Origin of the sequence: Polyangium spumosum (assembly GCF_009649845.1) — a bacterium.
Taxonomy (GTDB): Bacteria; Myxococcota_A; Polyangia; order Polyangiales; family Polyangiaceae; genus Polyangium; species Polyangium spumosum.
The window spans coordinates 780,600-794,328 of record NZ_WJIE01000004.1; the positions used below are offsets into that span (position 1 = coordinate 780,600).

Annotated in this window: 12 protein-coding genes; 4 read left to right on the plus strand and 8 right to left on the minus strand. The window is 69.7% G+C overall.

Features of this window, described 5'->3' with window-relative positions:
* Nucleotides 1-64: 64 nt before the first annotated feature.
* From GF068_RS17050 to GF068_RS17070, 5 genes are all read right to left on the minus strand, one after another.
* Complete coding sequence (locus GF068_RS17050; RefSeq protein WP_153820417.1) at nt 65-673, minus strand: hypothetical protein; 609 nt, start codon at nt 671-673, stop codon at nt 65-67.
* Nucleotides 674-742: 69 nt separating this feature from the next.
* On the minus strand, nt 743-973 hold the full coding sequence (locus GF068_RS17055; RefSeq protein WP_153820418.1) for a hypothetical protein: 231 nt from the start codon (nt 971-973) through the stop codon (nt 743-745).
* Between the two features lie 37 nt (nt 974-1,010).
* Nucleotides 1,011-1,808, minus strand: coding sequence for a lipoyl(octanoyl) transferase LipB (lipB, locus tag GF068_RS17060; RefSeq protein WP_338046428.1), 798 nt, complete (start codon nt 1,806-1,808; stop codon nt 1,011-1,013).
* The gene (locus GF068_RS17065) at nt 1,808-3,298 is read right to left on the minus strand and encodes an HD domain-containing phosphohydrolase (protein WP_338046429.1); all 1,491 of its coding nucleotides are present in this window, start codon (nt 3,296-3,298) and stop codon (nt 1,808-1,810) included. The genes lipB and GF068_RS17065 overlap by 1 nt, the downstream gene beginning before the upstream one ends.
* 52 nt (nt 3,299-3,350) lie before the next feature.
* The gene (locus GF068_RS17070; protein WP_240806952.1) at nt 3,351-5,642 is read right to left on the minus strand and encodes a pseudouridine synthase; all 2,292 of its coding nucleotides are present in this window, start codon (nt 5,640-5,642) and stop codon (nt 3,351-3,353) included.
* Between the two features lie 358 nt (nt 5,643-6,000).
* Here GF068_RS17070 and GF068_RS17075 point away from each other — a divergent pair, with 358 nt between their 5' ends.
* Nucleotides 6,001-7,335 (plus strand): hypothetical protein, encoded by a 1,335-nt coding sequence (locus tag GF068_RS17075; RefSeq protein ID WP_170319526.1) that lies wholly within the window; start codon nt 6,001-6,003, stop codon nt 7,333-7,335.
* Here GF068_RS17075 and GF068_RS17080 read toward each other — a convergent pair.
* The gene (locus tag GF068_RS17080; protein ID WP_153820421.1) at nt 7,304-8,230 is read right to left on the minus strand and encodes a matrixin family metalloprotease; all 927 of its coding nucleotides are present in this window, start codon (nt 8,228-8,230) and stop codon (nt 7,304-7,306) included. The two genes, GF068_RS17075 and GF068_RS17080, sit on opposite strands and share 32 nt — an antisense overlap.
* A gap of 8 nt (nt 8,231-8,238) precedes the next feature.
* The gene (gene cyaY, locus GF068_RS17085) at nt 8,239-8,574 is read right to left on the minus strand and encodes an iron donor protein CyaY (protein WP_153820422.1); all 336 of its coding nucleotides are present in this window, start codon (nt 8,572-8,574) and stop codon (nt 8,239-8,241) included.
* A gap of 106 nt (nt 8,575-8,680) precedes the next feature.
* Here cyaY and GF068_RS17090 point away from each other — a divergent pair, with 106 nt between their 5' ends.
* A complete protein-coding gene (locus tag GF068_RS17090; protein WP_153820423.1) occupies nt 8,681-10,216 on the plus strand; it encodes a serine/threonine protein kinase in 1,536 nt (511 codons plus the stop codon).
* 130 nt (nt 10,217-10,346) lie between these two features.
* Here the strand turns inward: GF068_RS17090 and GF068_RS17095 are convergent, their stop codons facing one another.
* Nucleotides 10,347-11,105: a hypothetical protein gene (locus GF068_RS17095; protein ID WP_153820424.1), complete on the minus strand. Its 759-nt coding sequence runs from the start codon at nt 11,103-11,105 to the stop codon at nt 10,347-10,349.
* A 693-nt stretch (nt 11,106-11,798) separates the two neighbouring features.
* Here GF068_RS17095 and GF068_RS17100 point away from each other — a divergent pair.
* Complete coding sequence (locus GF068_RS17100) at nt 11,799-13,049, plus strand: hypothetical protein (RefSeq protein WP_153820425.1); 1,251 nt, start codon at nt 11,799-11,801, stop codon at nt 13,047-13,049.
* A gap of 8 nt (nt 13,050-13,057) precedes the next feature.
* Nucleotides 13,058-13,564 carry a hypothetical protein gene (locus GF068_RS17105; protein WP_153820426.1) on the plus strand — a complete coding sequence of 169 codons (507 nt, stop codon included), beginning with the start codon at nt 13,058-13,060 and terminating at the stop codon, nt 13,562-13,564.
* Nucleotides 13,565-13,729: the final 165 nt, after the last annotated feature.

Genomic DNA, 13,729 nt, shown 5'->3' on the forward strand with positions numbered 1-13,729 from the left:
ATCTTCTGCCCCGGCTGCACGCACGAGCGACGGAAATCGAGGCTGCTTCCGCGACTTTGGGGCGTCAGACCACCGTCGCCGCCACCGCGATCCCGGCCGCGATCGAGCCGAGGCCGGCGAGGGCCTGCAGGCGCGGGGCGAGGGAAGGGGCGACGCGGGTGAGCGAGCGCATCGGCCAGGCCACGAGCGCGGCGATGAGCGCCATGCCGAGGACCGAGGCGAGCCCGAACACGCCGACGAACACGAGCGCGGCCGTGCGGCCCTGCATCGTGCTCGCGACGAGCAACGTGAGCGCCGCCGTGCCCGAGGCGCCGTGCACGAGCCCGACCAGCAGCGGCCGCTTGACCGTCTTCGGCGGCGCGGCGTCCTCCGCGGGCTTCTGCCGGCGCGAGACGAGCGCGCCGATCCCGAGCCCGACGAGCATCACGGCGACGGCGATGTCGAGCGCCAAGGCGAGCCCCGGGGGCACGGTCGCGCCGGAGGCCACGAGCGCGCCGCCGGCGAGCACCATCACGGCCCCGTGCCCGAGCCCCCACAACGCCCCGGACCAGGCCGCTCGCGCGACCGTACCGCCGCGCGCCACGAAGGTGCACACGGCCGCCACGTGATCCGCCTCGAATGCATGCTTGAGCCCGAGCCCAAGGCCGAGGACGCTCGCCGCCAACACGGACATGGGCGGGACCGTAGCACAGCCCGCGCAGCGTGTGTCACGCGTGTTGGTTTTTCCGGAGCTCGGCGAGGGTCACCAGGGTGGGCGCCCCGAGGGCGGGGGCGGGGGCGGCTTGCCCTGGAACGAGAGCCCGCAGTCCTCGCAGACGATGGCGACGTCGATCCCGTCGAGGAACGGGTTCTGCCGGCGCCGCGGAGGCGCGCCCCGGCCGCCGCAGCGTGGACAACGCTCGAGCGACGACGGATCCAGCGACGTCTGGATGACGGCAGCCTGGCGAGGCGGAGGTGAAGACCGGGACCCCACGAGTCACGAGGATCGCATGAAGCGAGCTCCCGCGGAATCAGCCGGAGGCGGGCTTTTTTTGCTCGGCGGGGCCCGAGGAGGATCGGGCTTCCCCCGTCAGCGCGCGCTCCAGATCGGATACGTCCGACATGTCCTCGACGCGCGAGACGGAGACGTCGAGCCCGCGTGAGAGGATCTCGTGGCACCCGAGCGCGACGTCACGCACGGAGGGCGCGTTCCCCGTGAGCTCCTCGATCGACGTGACGCCGTGGTCGCGGATCCCGCAGGGCACGATGAGCTGAAAGGCGCGGAGATCCACGTTCAGGTTGAACGCGAAGCCGTGCATCGTGACCCATCGCGTGAGGCGCACGCCGATCGCGCCGAGCTTCGCGAGCTCGCTCGCCCAGGGCGCGCCGGCCCACTCGGTGGGTTTGTCGCGATCGGCCCACACGCCGATGAGCCCGTCGACGACGCCCGCCTCGACCCCGAGATCACGCGCGAGCAGGATCATCACCTCCGCGAGGGATCGGACGTAGCGGCGCACGTCGCATCGATCGGGCCTGAGATCGAGGATCGGATAACACACGAGCTGACCGGGCCCGTGGTAGGTGACGTCGCCGCCGCGGCCCGTCTGCACGAGATCGACGCCGAGCTCGGCGAGCGCCTCCTTGCCACGAAGGACGTTGCCCTCGTCGGCGGCGCGGCCGAGCGTGACGACGGGCTCGTGCTCGACGAGCAGGATGATGTCCTCGATGTGCCCGTCCGCGCGGAGGGCGACGAGGTGCCGCTGGAGCTCGTGGATCGGCTCGTAGCGCCGTCGACCGAGGAAAACCGCCTTCGCGTGCCTTGCGCCCACTACTCCGGCACCTTGTCTCCGGCGCTGCGCCGCTCGTCGCGGTAGCCCTCGATCTTGTCGGTGAAGTTCGCAGCGACCTCGGGATCGAACTGCGATCCGGAGCATCGCTCGATCTCGGCGACGGCGACCTCGTGCGGCAGCGCGCGGCGATAGGATCGGTCGCTCGTCATGGCGTCGTAGGTGTCGGCCACGGCGATGATGCGCGCGATGATGGGGATCTCGTTGCCCTTCATCTTGAGCGGATACCCGCGCCCGTCCCAGCGCTCGTGGTGCAGGTGCACGCCCGGGATGAGCGGGTGCAGGAACTTGATGGGATCGAGGATGTCGCGGCCGTAGACGGGGTGCTTCTTGAAGACCTCGTACTCGTCCTGCGTGAGCTTGCCGGGCTTGTTGAGGTTGAGCACGCAGCCGATCTTGCCGATGTCGTGCATCAGCGCGCTCTGCCGGACGATCTCGATCTCGAACGCGGAGAGGCCGAGCTGCCTGGCGAGGAAGACCGCGTAGAGCGCCACGCGATCCGAGTGGCCCGACGTGTAACGGTCCATCTTGTCGATGGCCTTCGCGAGGCCCTGGATCGTCTGCTGGAACGTGGCCTGCAGGTCCTGGTAGAGCCGCGCGTTCTCGATCGCGGCGGCGGCGCGCGAGGCGATGATACTGAGCAGCTTGCGTTGCCCCTCCTCGAAGCGCCGCCCCTTGGAGAACGACGCGAGCGCGATGAAGCCCATGAAGCGCTGGCCGATGCGCAGCGGCACCGCGACGAGCGAGTAGAGCGGCACCTCCGGCGGGGCCGAGAAGAACTTCAGCCCGCGCGGGCCCTGCTCGAGCAGCGTCGCCTCGGCGCGCAGGTGCACGGCGATCTTGTCGTGATCGAGCGCGCCGATCGCCGCGTCCTCGGGGAGCTGCGGGCCGCGGATGTGTTGCCGCTCGAAGAGCCCGCCCTCGCCGTCGTCGAGCCACGTGGACACGAGATCGCTGCGCACCTCCGACAGGCAACTCTCGGCCACGGTCTCGAGCACCTGATCGAGCGAGAGGCTCGCCTGGATGGCCTCGCTGACCTTGTACAGGCCGAGCGCCTCGCGCAGGCGCAGGTTCTCCGCGGCCATGCGTTGCTTCTCGAGCCCGCGCTGCACGACGTGGACCACCTCGTCGAGCTTGAAGGGCTTGAGCACGTAGTCGTACGCGCCGCGCTTCATCGCGTCGATCGCCGTCTCGACCGTGCCGAACCCCGTCATGATCACGGTGAGCGCGTCGGGCGAGGTCTTGCCGATCTCGTCGAGGAGCTGGATGCCGCCCATCTTCGGCATCTTGAGGTCGCTGATGATGAGGTCGTAGTGCGACTTCGTGAGCTCACCGAGCGCGGCGTTGCCGTCCTCGGCCGTGCGCACGATGTAGCCCTCCATGCCCAGGAAATCCGCCAGCATGTCGCGGATCACCTTCTCGTCGTCGACCACGAGGATACGCGGGCGCTCTTCCGTGAGTTGAGACGGCACGGGCCGAGCCTACCAGATGTCGTGGAAAGTTTCGGGCGAGATGAATCCGCCGTCAGTCGTCGTCCGAGACGATGGCGTGACGGATCGTGCGAGGAGACTCGTCGAGCTCGGGGACGGCCTCGGTCGGCGCCTCCGTGATCGTCGGTGATGGCAGGCCACCCGGCGGCGCGTACGAGGCCGGCTGCGGATGGGAGGGAGGCGACGCGTACGACGGCGGCGACGCGAACGAGTCGGGCGACGCGTACGACATCGGCTCGGCGAGCGAGTCCGGCGGGTACGAGGGCGGCGGCGGCGCGAGCTCGTTCGGCGCCGGGGCGATCGCGGGCTGCGTGCCTCGATCGAGCGGCCGCGGCGGCGGGAGCGGCGCGGGCGAAGGCTCGCCCGGCAGCATCGAGGAGGCGCGGTTCTCGCCGAGCGCGTGCTTCTGCTCGAGGAACTTGATCACGGACGAGCCCGTCGCGCGCTCGAGCGACGCGCGCAGATCCCCTGGCAACGTCGACTCGATGAGCAGCTTCGCGCCCGTGCGTGGGTGCACGATCTCGATGCGGATGAGGTGCACGAACGAGCGATCGAGGCCGTGCTTCTCCTCGAAGTAGCGGTTCGTGGGCACGTGGCCGTAGCGCTCGTCGCCGAGCACGGGGTGACCGATCGCCGCGAGGTGACGGCGGATCTGGTGCGGCCTGTGTCCGTCGGGGATCACGCGCAGGATCGAGTGACCCGAGGCCACGGCGAGCCTGCGGTAACGCGTCCTCGCCATGTAGCTGCGCCCGCCCTCGCGCAGGTCACGCGCGATGGCGCCCTTCGTCGGCGTGACGCCCTTCGCGGCGACGAGGTAGATCAGCCGCCCGCTCGTGGCGAGCGCCGTCGTCCAGAGCTGCCGCGCCACCTCGTTCCGCGCGAAGATGCAGAGGCCGCTCGTCCCGGTGTCGAGCTTGTTCACCACCTTGAGGTTCGACACGCCCGGCAAGCGCAAGCAGCGCTGCATGAGCGAGCCGAGGTACTCCGGCTGGTTCTCCACCGGCTCGTGCGGGCCCTTCTCGACCACGATGACGTCGTCGTCCTCGTAGATCACCCGCGGCTGCGCCGGCGGCGCCCGCTTGAGCACCGCCACCGTCTCGACCTCCTCCGTCAGCGGGATCATGTCGATCGGGATGAGCTCGCTCGACGTGTAGCCGAGGCGGCTGAAGTGATCGAGGTCCCGCGCGAGCGTGTCCGGATCACACGACACGTAGATGCAGAGCGGCGCGCCGAGCCGCGCGATCGCCTCGCGCGCCGCGGGCGAGACCCCGCGCCGCGGCGGGTTCATCACCACGGCGTCGAACTTCTCGTTGTTCGCGAGCAGCGAGTTGACCACGTCGGCCGCGTCGCCGACGCGCGCGTCGAGCTTGCCGAGCCCCTGCGCCTCCGCCGCCGCGCGCGCGTTGTTCACCGCCGGCGCGAACGACTCCACCATCGTCACGATGTTCTTCGCGTGCGAGAGCGCGATCGAGATCGCGCCCGATCCGCCGTACAGATCGAGCACGCGCGGCTGCCTGCGGTTCGTGCCCGTCTCGTCGATGAGGAGCTGCATGTCGAGCGAGGCGATCTCGCGCGTGATGAGCGCGTGCACGCGTGACGCCTGGCCCCGGTGCACCTGCACGAACGAGCCGAACGAGGCCACGTGGTACGTCGGCCCGATGCGGTCCTCCGCGTGTGGCACGCCGTCGAGCACCATCGTCTCCGGCCCGAGGATCTGCGGCGCGTCCGCCTCGTGCAGGTTCGCCGCGATGCCCACGACGCGCGGCAGGAGCGCCCGGATCGCGCGCCCCGCCTCCTTCAGCTCGTCCCGCGAGGGCACGCGATCTCGCTGCAGCACGAAGGTGAGGAGCACGCCGACGCGGTTGCCTTGCGCCGTCGTCGTCGTCTCGGGCAGCGCCGTCGTGCCGGGCATGTGCACCTCACGCAGATCGATCGCGCGCAGCACGCCTCCGCCGTGTGGCTCGTACGGCAAGAGCAGCCCGCGCGCCTCCGGCGGCGGCGACGCGATGAGCCCACGCAGCGCCGTCGTCACCTCGGCGAGCGCGGGCGCGAGCACGCGGCAGTTCGGGATGTCGATCACGTCGTGGTTGCCGGAGCGACCGTAGAGGCCGATCCCGCCCGCGTGCGACACGATGAGCTTCGCGCGCCCGCGGTAGCCGACGATCTGATCACCGGGCACGACCTGGCGCGTGTACAGAAGCTCGAGCGCCGGGTAGTGCACGATCGCGCTCACCACGCGCGCGCGCTTGGTCGTGAGCTGCTGGGCGTAGTCCATCCCGATGAGCGGGCAGCCGCCGCATTGCTCGGCGTGCACGCACTCGATCATCGTCGACGGGATCTCGCCGGCTCGGAGGGTCCGACGCGTGGGATTCGAAAGAATACCCCGCGCGGTCCCTCCGGCCCCGGGGGTTGCATCGGGCCCATTCGGCCCGTTTTTCCCTGCGCCTGGGTCCATCGGCGGTAGATTACAAGCGTCACTCGGGGACGTCGAAGCAGGAAAACTCGCGGCCCATCGTTTTCTTCGTCGGGCGGGGAATCTCACCACCGGACGGTCGGGGCCGGGCCCTGGGTTGGCCTCGGCAGGGGCCGGACGAGGGCGGTGGTAACTTTGTCGTCACGCCCGCTCGGGCCCGCGTAGGATGCGGACCGCGAGGGCGATGGCAGCCCGCGTGATCGACCGAGCCATGCCGAAGAGGCGTACCAGCGCCGCACCTCGTGACGGACGAACGGGCCGTCCCGGGCCAACCTTCCTCCGGCGCCTCGTCGGGGCTGGTCTCGTCGCCGCCGCCGCGCTCTCCACCATGCATGCGCGCGCGGCGCCCGGGGACGCCCAGGCCCGCCAGGGCATCACGCTCGCCCGCAAGGGAGACTGCGCGGCCGCCCTCCCGCTGCTCGAGGAGGCCGAGGGCATCCGCCATCGGCCCGAGACCGCCGTCGCGCTCGCGGGTTGTTACGAGATGGCGGCCGAGCTCCTCCAGGCGAGCGTCCTCTACGGCGTCGTCGCGGAGGAGCCGCCCGCTCGATCCCACACGCGCGCCGATCGCGTGGCCATCCAGATCGCGAAGAAGAAGCTCCGCGACATCGAGCCTCGTATCCCGACGCTCACGTTCGTCATCCCCGAGGGCTACGAGGGCGTCGTCATCACGATCGACGGCGAGCCGCTGGAGCCGCCGACCGCGCCGCAGAAGGTCGATCCCGGCGACGAGCTCGCGGTCGTGATGAAGGCCAAGGGCCGCAAGGAGCGCAAGGAGACCATCACCCTCGAAGAGCGCGAGCGCCGCGTCGTCACGCTCGATCTCGCCCCGCTCGGCGGCGCCGCGCGGCCCGGCCCCATCGTCCCGTCCAAGGAGCCGCGCCTCTGGGTCGGCGCGTCGTACCGCGGCTACGTCATCCCGCGCTTCGCCATGAACATCTTCGGCGACGGCGGTCGCACCATGATCGCGCCGGGCGGAGCGCTCACGCTCGTGCGCCCCTCGGGCCCGCTCGACATCTCCTTTTCGCTCGGCTACGCGGCCTTCTTCCTGCCGCCCACGCCCTTCAAGTCGCGCGGCACCCCCGACACCGAGTACGAGATCATCCAGGCCGACCTCTCGTCCTTGCAGGCCTCCGTCGAGCTCGTCTGGAACATCCCGCTCGACGCCCGCCAGCGCTTCCGCTTCCGCATCGGCGGTGGCCTCGGCGTCGGTTACACCTTCATGGGCGAGCTCTACCGCACGCAGGCGTACCCGCCCGGCTTCACGCCCGGTGATCCCTACACGTACCAGCCTTGCACCGCGCCGAACGATCCGCCGGGCAGCTTCCGTTACTGCAACCAGCTCGACAAGGACGCCGATCACTACAACGGCTACGTCGAGCCAAACTGGTTCGCCGGAGGCGCGCGCCCGCTCGTGTACCCGTGGGTCGTCCTGCCCATGCTCGGCCTCTCGTTCCGGCCGACGCCGCGTGTCTCGATCGACCTCGAGATCGCGCCGACCCTCTCGGGCCTGCTCACCGGCCTCGGCGTGCGCCTCGGCCTCTGATCCTCCGCGCGCCCACGAACACGAGCGCGACACACGCGATCACCTCCGCCGCGCCCCTCGTCCCGTCCTCGCCCGGCGCGCTCACGCTGCAGTCCCCCTCCGTCTGCTTCGCCGCGCACTCCGGCGAGAACCCGTGCCGCGGGATCGGGTTGCACCGCTCCTTGTCGATCGGCTCTCCCGTCGGCGGATACGCCTCGCAGATCGCCGCGATGTCGTCCGCCGCGAGCGTACGCGGCAGGATGCTGCCCGACGTGTAGGTCGGCCACATCGTCGCGTTCGCGTCCTCCGCGTGCGCGATCCCGAGGAAGTGCCCCGCCTCGTGCGTCATCACGCTGAGCAGATCCATCTGCACCGTCTCCGGATCGTCGGTGAGCGTGAACGGAAAGCCGGCCGTGTTGACCTCGATGTCCGCGTCGAAGATCTCGCCCGTCCGCGTGCTGAACGTCACCGTCGTCAGCGCGATGTTGTGCGGCCCGTCCGGGTGCGTCCAGGCCGCGTCGCGGAAGACCACCACGTTCGTGTTGCCCGCGGTCTGGTTGTACTCGACGCGATCACACTGCACGGGCCCGGCGTTCATCACGTGGATGTTCGGCGGCCCCGGCAGCACCGTCTCGCACACGGGCTCCTCCCACGCGCGGAACGACCGCTCCACGAGCGCCTCCGCCTGCGCGAACGAGACCTCCTCCGACGCGTCCACCTGCACGCTCACGCTCACGCACGGCCGCATCCACGCGAGCGGCTTGCACGCCGGATCGTCCCAAGGCGGCGGCCCGCAGAGCTGCCCCTCGGCGCACGTCGACGCGCGGCAGTACGCGAGCGCCTCTCCCGCGACAGCGCTCATCGCGAGCGCCGCCCCGAGCGCGAACGTGAAGGCGAGCCGAGGCGAAGCGCGCATGGCGGCTCCTAACGAGGGAGCTCGACGGGGCTGCCGAGCTTGCGCGACAGGACGCCCTCCACGGTCGTCCAGAGCTCCGCCCCGTCCTTCGAGGCCTGCCAGCGCGCGCCCCCCTCGCGTGGATCGAAGTGCCAGGCGGTCCGCTCGGCGGCCATCCAGATCTGCCGCGCCGCGCGGTGGCTGTTGATGACGTACTTCGTCCCGTCCCCGAACTCGACCGTGAGGACCCCCATCTGCAGATCGACCTCGAGCCCGTCCACGCCGTCGAGCGCCCGCTCGAGCAGACGCAGCGTGTCGTCCGCGGCCCGTTCGAAGTCCCGCTCCGAGATGCCCTCGCTGCTCATGGCCCGAACCTACCTCGACCACCGTCGAGCGCCAAGCGACCGCGCCCCGCTTTCGTTTGGCCGATGGATTGACTAGGATGGCGAGCCACCCGAGGACCCTTTCCGCATGTCGGAGAAGAAGAAGATCACCCCCGGCCAGGTCGTCGCCGGCCGGTATCGCGTGATCCGGGAGATCGGCCGCGGCGCGGTGGGCGCCGTGCACCTCGTGCAGCACGTCCACACGGACGAACAGTTTGCCCTCAAAGTGCTTCACGACCCGGCCGCGGCGAGCCCCGAGAAGATCGCCCGCTTCCGCGTGGAGGCGCGCGCCCCCGCGCGTATCGACAGCGACCACGTCGTTCGTATCACGGACGCCGACGTCGCCGCCGAGCTCAACGGCGCCCCCTTCTTCGTGATGGAGTACCTCCGCGGACGCGACCTCGGCGCCGAGCTCGACGAGCGCGGCCAGCTCCCCGCCCCGGAGGTCGTCCTCTACATGCGACAGGCCGCGCGCGCGCTCGACAAGGCCCACGCCCTCGGCATCGTGCACCGCGACCTCAAGCCCGAGAACCTCTTCCTCACGGAGCGCGAAGACTCCGTCCCCTGCGTCAAGCTCGTCGACTTCGGCATCGCCAAGCTCACGGGCGACGCCGCCACCATCGCGCAGATCATCTCCCGCACCCAGACCGGCCGCATCTTCGGCACGCCCCTCTTCATGTCCCCCGAGCAAGCCACGGGCCGCGTCTCCCTCGTCGGCCCCGCGACGGACGTCTGGGCCCTCGGCCTCGTCACGAACCGCCTCCTGACAGGCCGCGACCACTTCGAATCAGAGACCGTCGCCGAGCTCATCGGCAAGATCGCGTACGACGACATCCGCCCCCCGAGCGCCTACGGCTCCACCCTCGGCCCCGCCTACGACGCCTGGTTCCTCCGCTGCTGCAACCGCGAGATCACCCGCCGCTACCGCTCCGCAGGTGAAGCCGTCACCGCGCTCGCCGCCGCCCTCGGCGTCGAGGAAGGTGACGCGCTCATCGACGCCGTCATCTCCTCGCGACGCTCCCTCGGCGGACCGAGCATGGCCTTCAGCGAGACCATGCGCGCCCCGCCCACGCTGGGCGACTCGATCGACATCCTCCTCGACGCCCTGGAATCCAAGGTCCCGCCGCCGCCGCCGCCGCCGCCGTCCAGCCTGCCGGCGATGAAGCCGCCGCCCGTCCCGAACCTCCAGGCCACCCTCTCGGAGCCAGAGCTGTCACCCTACGCGCCCGCAGCGGCGCCGACCCCCGCGCCCCCGACCGTCGTGAGCGGCCCGGCCGCCGCCGTCGTCCCCTCCGCGCTCGACCTCACGCCCCCCCCGCGCTCGCGTGGCTCCGTCTACATCGGCCTCGCCGTCGCCGCCGCCCTCGCCGCCGGCCTCGTCCTCGGCCTCCTCTTCATCCAATCAAACGACCCCGCCACCCCGACCGCCGCCACGGCCCCCGTCAGCGCCCCCTCGAGCCCCCCCGCGCCGACCCACGCAAAGCTCCCGACACCATCGTCGCCGACAGCCTCATCCCTGGTGCCAGCCTCGACCGTCGCACCAGCCCCCTCGACCTCGGTCATGCCAAACGTGGCGCCGCGGGGGACGTATCCAAGGAAGGATCCGTTGTACGGGAGGCATTAGAGGGGAGATTGGGGCGTCGCCCCAAACCCCAGGAGGGGGCTGTCCGCCCCCTCCACCCCCGACCAGGCACGGCCTGGAGCGAGGGTGGATGAACTGCGCATTGCGCAGTTCATCCAGCGGGAGCGGAGAGTCAGCCGTTCGTGTCCGACTTCGATTTCCGCGTCGCCCGCGCCGCCGCCTCGGCCCGAAGCTTCGCCATTGCATCGAGCAGCGGCGCGAGCAAGGTTTTTCCTTCCTGGAGTCTCGCCGTCTCGGACCGCTTCGCCCGGCTCGACACGTAGCGCCGGAGCCGCACCATCAGCTCCACCCAATCCGTCTCCGCGTCGCGCCCGGCGCCGACGTGCTTGCGCTTGTCCGTACGCGCCTTCTCCACCTCGGCGAGCAGCGCGTCACTCTTGTCGAGCGCCGTCTCCCATTTCTCCAGCCATATCGAAGGCAATTCGATGGCCGTGAGTGTCGCCGCGTGCTCCGGGGACCGGAGGATGACCAGCGTTTCCCGGCAGATTCGATTTTCGTCGGCGATGGGATCGTCCACGTGCGCGAGGCCATCGGGGAAGGCGGCCTGGTGGACGGCGGCGGCCTGGAGCGCGAAGGGGCTCGTACGACGACGCGCCTCGATGTCGATGTAACTCTCGATATGGCGATACCAGGTATCGACCTCGTCATCCGCGCTGGCGAGTTGTGCGAGCCGCGCCGTACGCTCCGCCTCCGCGAGCACGTTCCCCGTGACGTGCGCGTCGAGCTCGTCGACGACCTCCGCGCATTCGTCGATATACGCGTCGAGCGCAGGCTCCGGGGGGCCTTTCACGGCGCGCGCGGTGAGGTTGTCCTTGAGCTTTTTGGCGATATCGCGCTTCTCGGCGCGCGGAATCTGATCGAGCTTGGCCATAGGTCCTCGTGGATCCCCCCGAACGTAACGCGACCTTATCAGCGCGCTCCGCAAGGTGCAACACATCCGATGGAGGGAGGACGGTCGGAATGTTGCTGGTTGGTTCCTCCCTCGGGGAGGAGAGCGGGCGGAACGTTCCGAGGAGCTTCGTCCCTCGGGGAGGAGAGCGGAGGGAACGTTCCGAGGAGCTTCCTCCCCTGGGGAGGCGAGGGGAGGGAACGTTTCGAGGAGCTTCCTCCCCTGGGGAGGAGAGCGGAGGGAACGTTCCGAGGAGCTTCCTCCCCTGGGGAGGAGGCCGAAGGAGACGTCTCCTGCGGGCTCCTCCTCCAGGGCGACGGCGCTGGGGGAGGGTCGGAGGTGCTTCCTCTTCGAAGGAGGAGGTCGAAGGGAACGTTTCGAGCGTGGTCCCCGCGAAGCGAGGTTCCTCCTTGCTCCGTTCCTTTCCCCTGATGGACCATGATCCCGAGGAAGACCGCAGGCTCGCTCACCGGCGCGGGGGGCGCGGAGGCTGTCAAGGAGATTCGTAGGGGCGGGCCCTGGGGTCGTCCACGGACAGGGTAGGTCCTACCCTCCCCCATAGGGGTTGCGCGTTCGCCGGGCGATCCGGCACAAGGATCGCCAGGAACAACGCAGGCCCGCGCACGGCGCCACGGGGGTGGCTTGGTGTGGCCTGCCCGAACGAAGGGGGCCGTCATGGCCTCGATTGTATCGATCCGCCTGCGGGGCGTGCTGCTCGCCGCGCTCGTCGTGCTCTTGCTCGTCATGACCGGGTGCGCCCCGTCGCGCGACCCGATCATGGCCCGGGTCTTCGAGGCGCCGAACGTCATTCACGTCTGCGTGCGTCCGCCGAACGTGCCGAAGAATCAGGCTTCCTGGGCGCTCACCGCCAGCGGCAGTCCCCTCACCGCGCCCTCGGACGTGGACATCGCGAGGCGAAATGGCCTCGCGGTGTACGTCTTCGACCCGAATGCCCCTCCCCGGAGCGCGAAGCTCTTGCCGATTCCGCATCATCGGCTCGAATGCCCGGCGCCGCCGAAGCCTCGTGTCGTCGTGGCGAAGGTGGAGGGTGAGGGCGAGAAGAAGAAAGAGGAGACCAAAAAGGCCGAGCCCTCGAAGCCGAAGCCGCGGCCGATTGCGAAGCGGATCGAGCGGTGTCCCGAGGCGGGGCAGGCGCGGCGGCGCGGCGGCACGGGCCCCCGTACCTGCACGAGGGTCCTCATCAAGCGGCCCAGCCCGGAGCCCGTCGTCGTCGCGGAGAGCCGGCCGCGCCCGGTCGAGCCGCCCCTGCCAAAGCATCCGAGCGAGATAGACCCGGGTGAAGTAAGGGTATATGAGACCTGGAGGTTGCCGCCGGAGGACGCGGCGCTGCTCGACCGAGCCTACGAGTGCGCCCAGGGAGTTTGCCATGCCCGGCACAAGAACTTCACGCCGAACGCGGGGAAGCCCGCCGGGAAGCACCATGGGCAATCGTTGGCGACGGCGAGCGGGAGCGTCGGGGGAGCGAAAATACCCCGGCCCGTGCGAACCACGACCGTCAAGACGAGGACGAAGACGGTCGCGAAGCCGAATGGTGGGGCGCGGGGCGAGGGGTCACCGGCGAATGCGGGCGCGGCGGCGAATGGGAAGAAGGTGCCGAATCCGGACGGCAAGAAGGGCGGGAAGGCGCATCAAGACAAGGTGCGGGAGGTCGAGAAGGACATCGAGAAGCGCAACCTCAAGCCGAAGACGGAGTATCCCGTCGACACCCCGGGCGGCGAGAAAAAGAGGCGCTACGTGGACGTCGCCGGGCTTGACAAGAAAACGGAGCAGCCTGTGGAGTTCCACCAGGTCGGAAAACAAACCAAGGACGGTCGGCCGGTGTCGCGTGAACGGAAGCCGCTCGACGAAGTGGAGCGCGCGAGTGGCCTGCGGCCGAAGTTTCACCCCTACAACAAGGAGAAGTGACGAACACCATGGGACACCAGTCAGGCTTCTACCTCACGCCCAAGGACAAGGCGGACCTCGAGCAGAGGCTTCGGGAAAAGACGGACTTCATCATCCTTCTCGATGAGTCCCCCACGGCGTCGCCTCGTGTCGTGGACTCGCTGAACTTCTCCGAGCCCGACAACCCGTGGTGGAGCAAGTACCTCGCGCGGCCCGAGGACCTCGACAAGATCACGACGCGCCACGTGAAAACGCAGGGGTATTGGACTGTGGAGTACCTGTTTTCGCCCGTGCTCGAGTTCAGCGGCTGCTTCTTCGATGGAAAGATCCTGCGGAGGGGACGCGTGTACTACGTCGACGGGTTTTATGGTCCGGACGGCGGCTGGGTGGAGAAGAGCGAGGCGTTCCGGAAGTGGGCCAGGATGGTGCATACGACCATCAAGAAGTCGTTGAAGCGCCGTGATTCGCAGTATGTCGAATACATCGGCGCGGACGCCCAGGCGTGGGTCGACGCCGGAGGACAGCTCGTCAACTGACGTGGGCAGCCTGTAAACGGAGCCCCGGCGCATCGTCGGGTCGAGCCGCACGCCCCTTCCCACGCCCGCCTCCGCCGCCGCAGTACCGCCCTCCAAGCCAGGACCCCCGAAGGAGGGCTGCGCCCCATGAGCAGAACAGAGCACCGATTAGGGGATAACTACAAG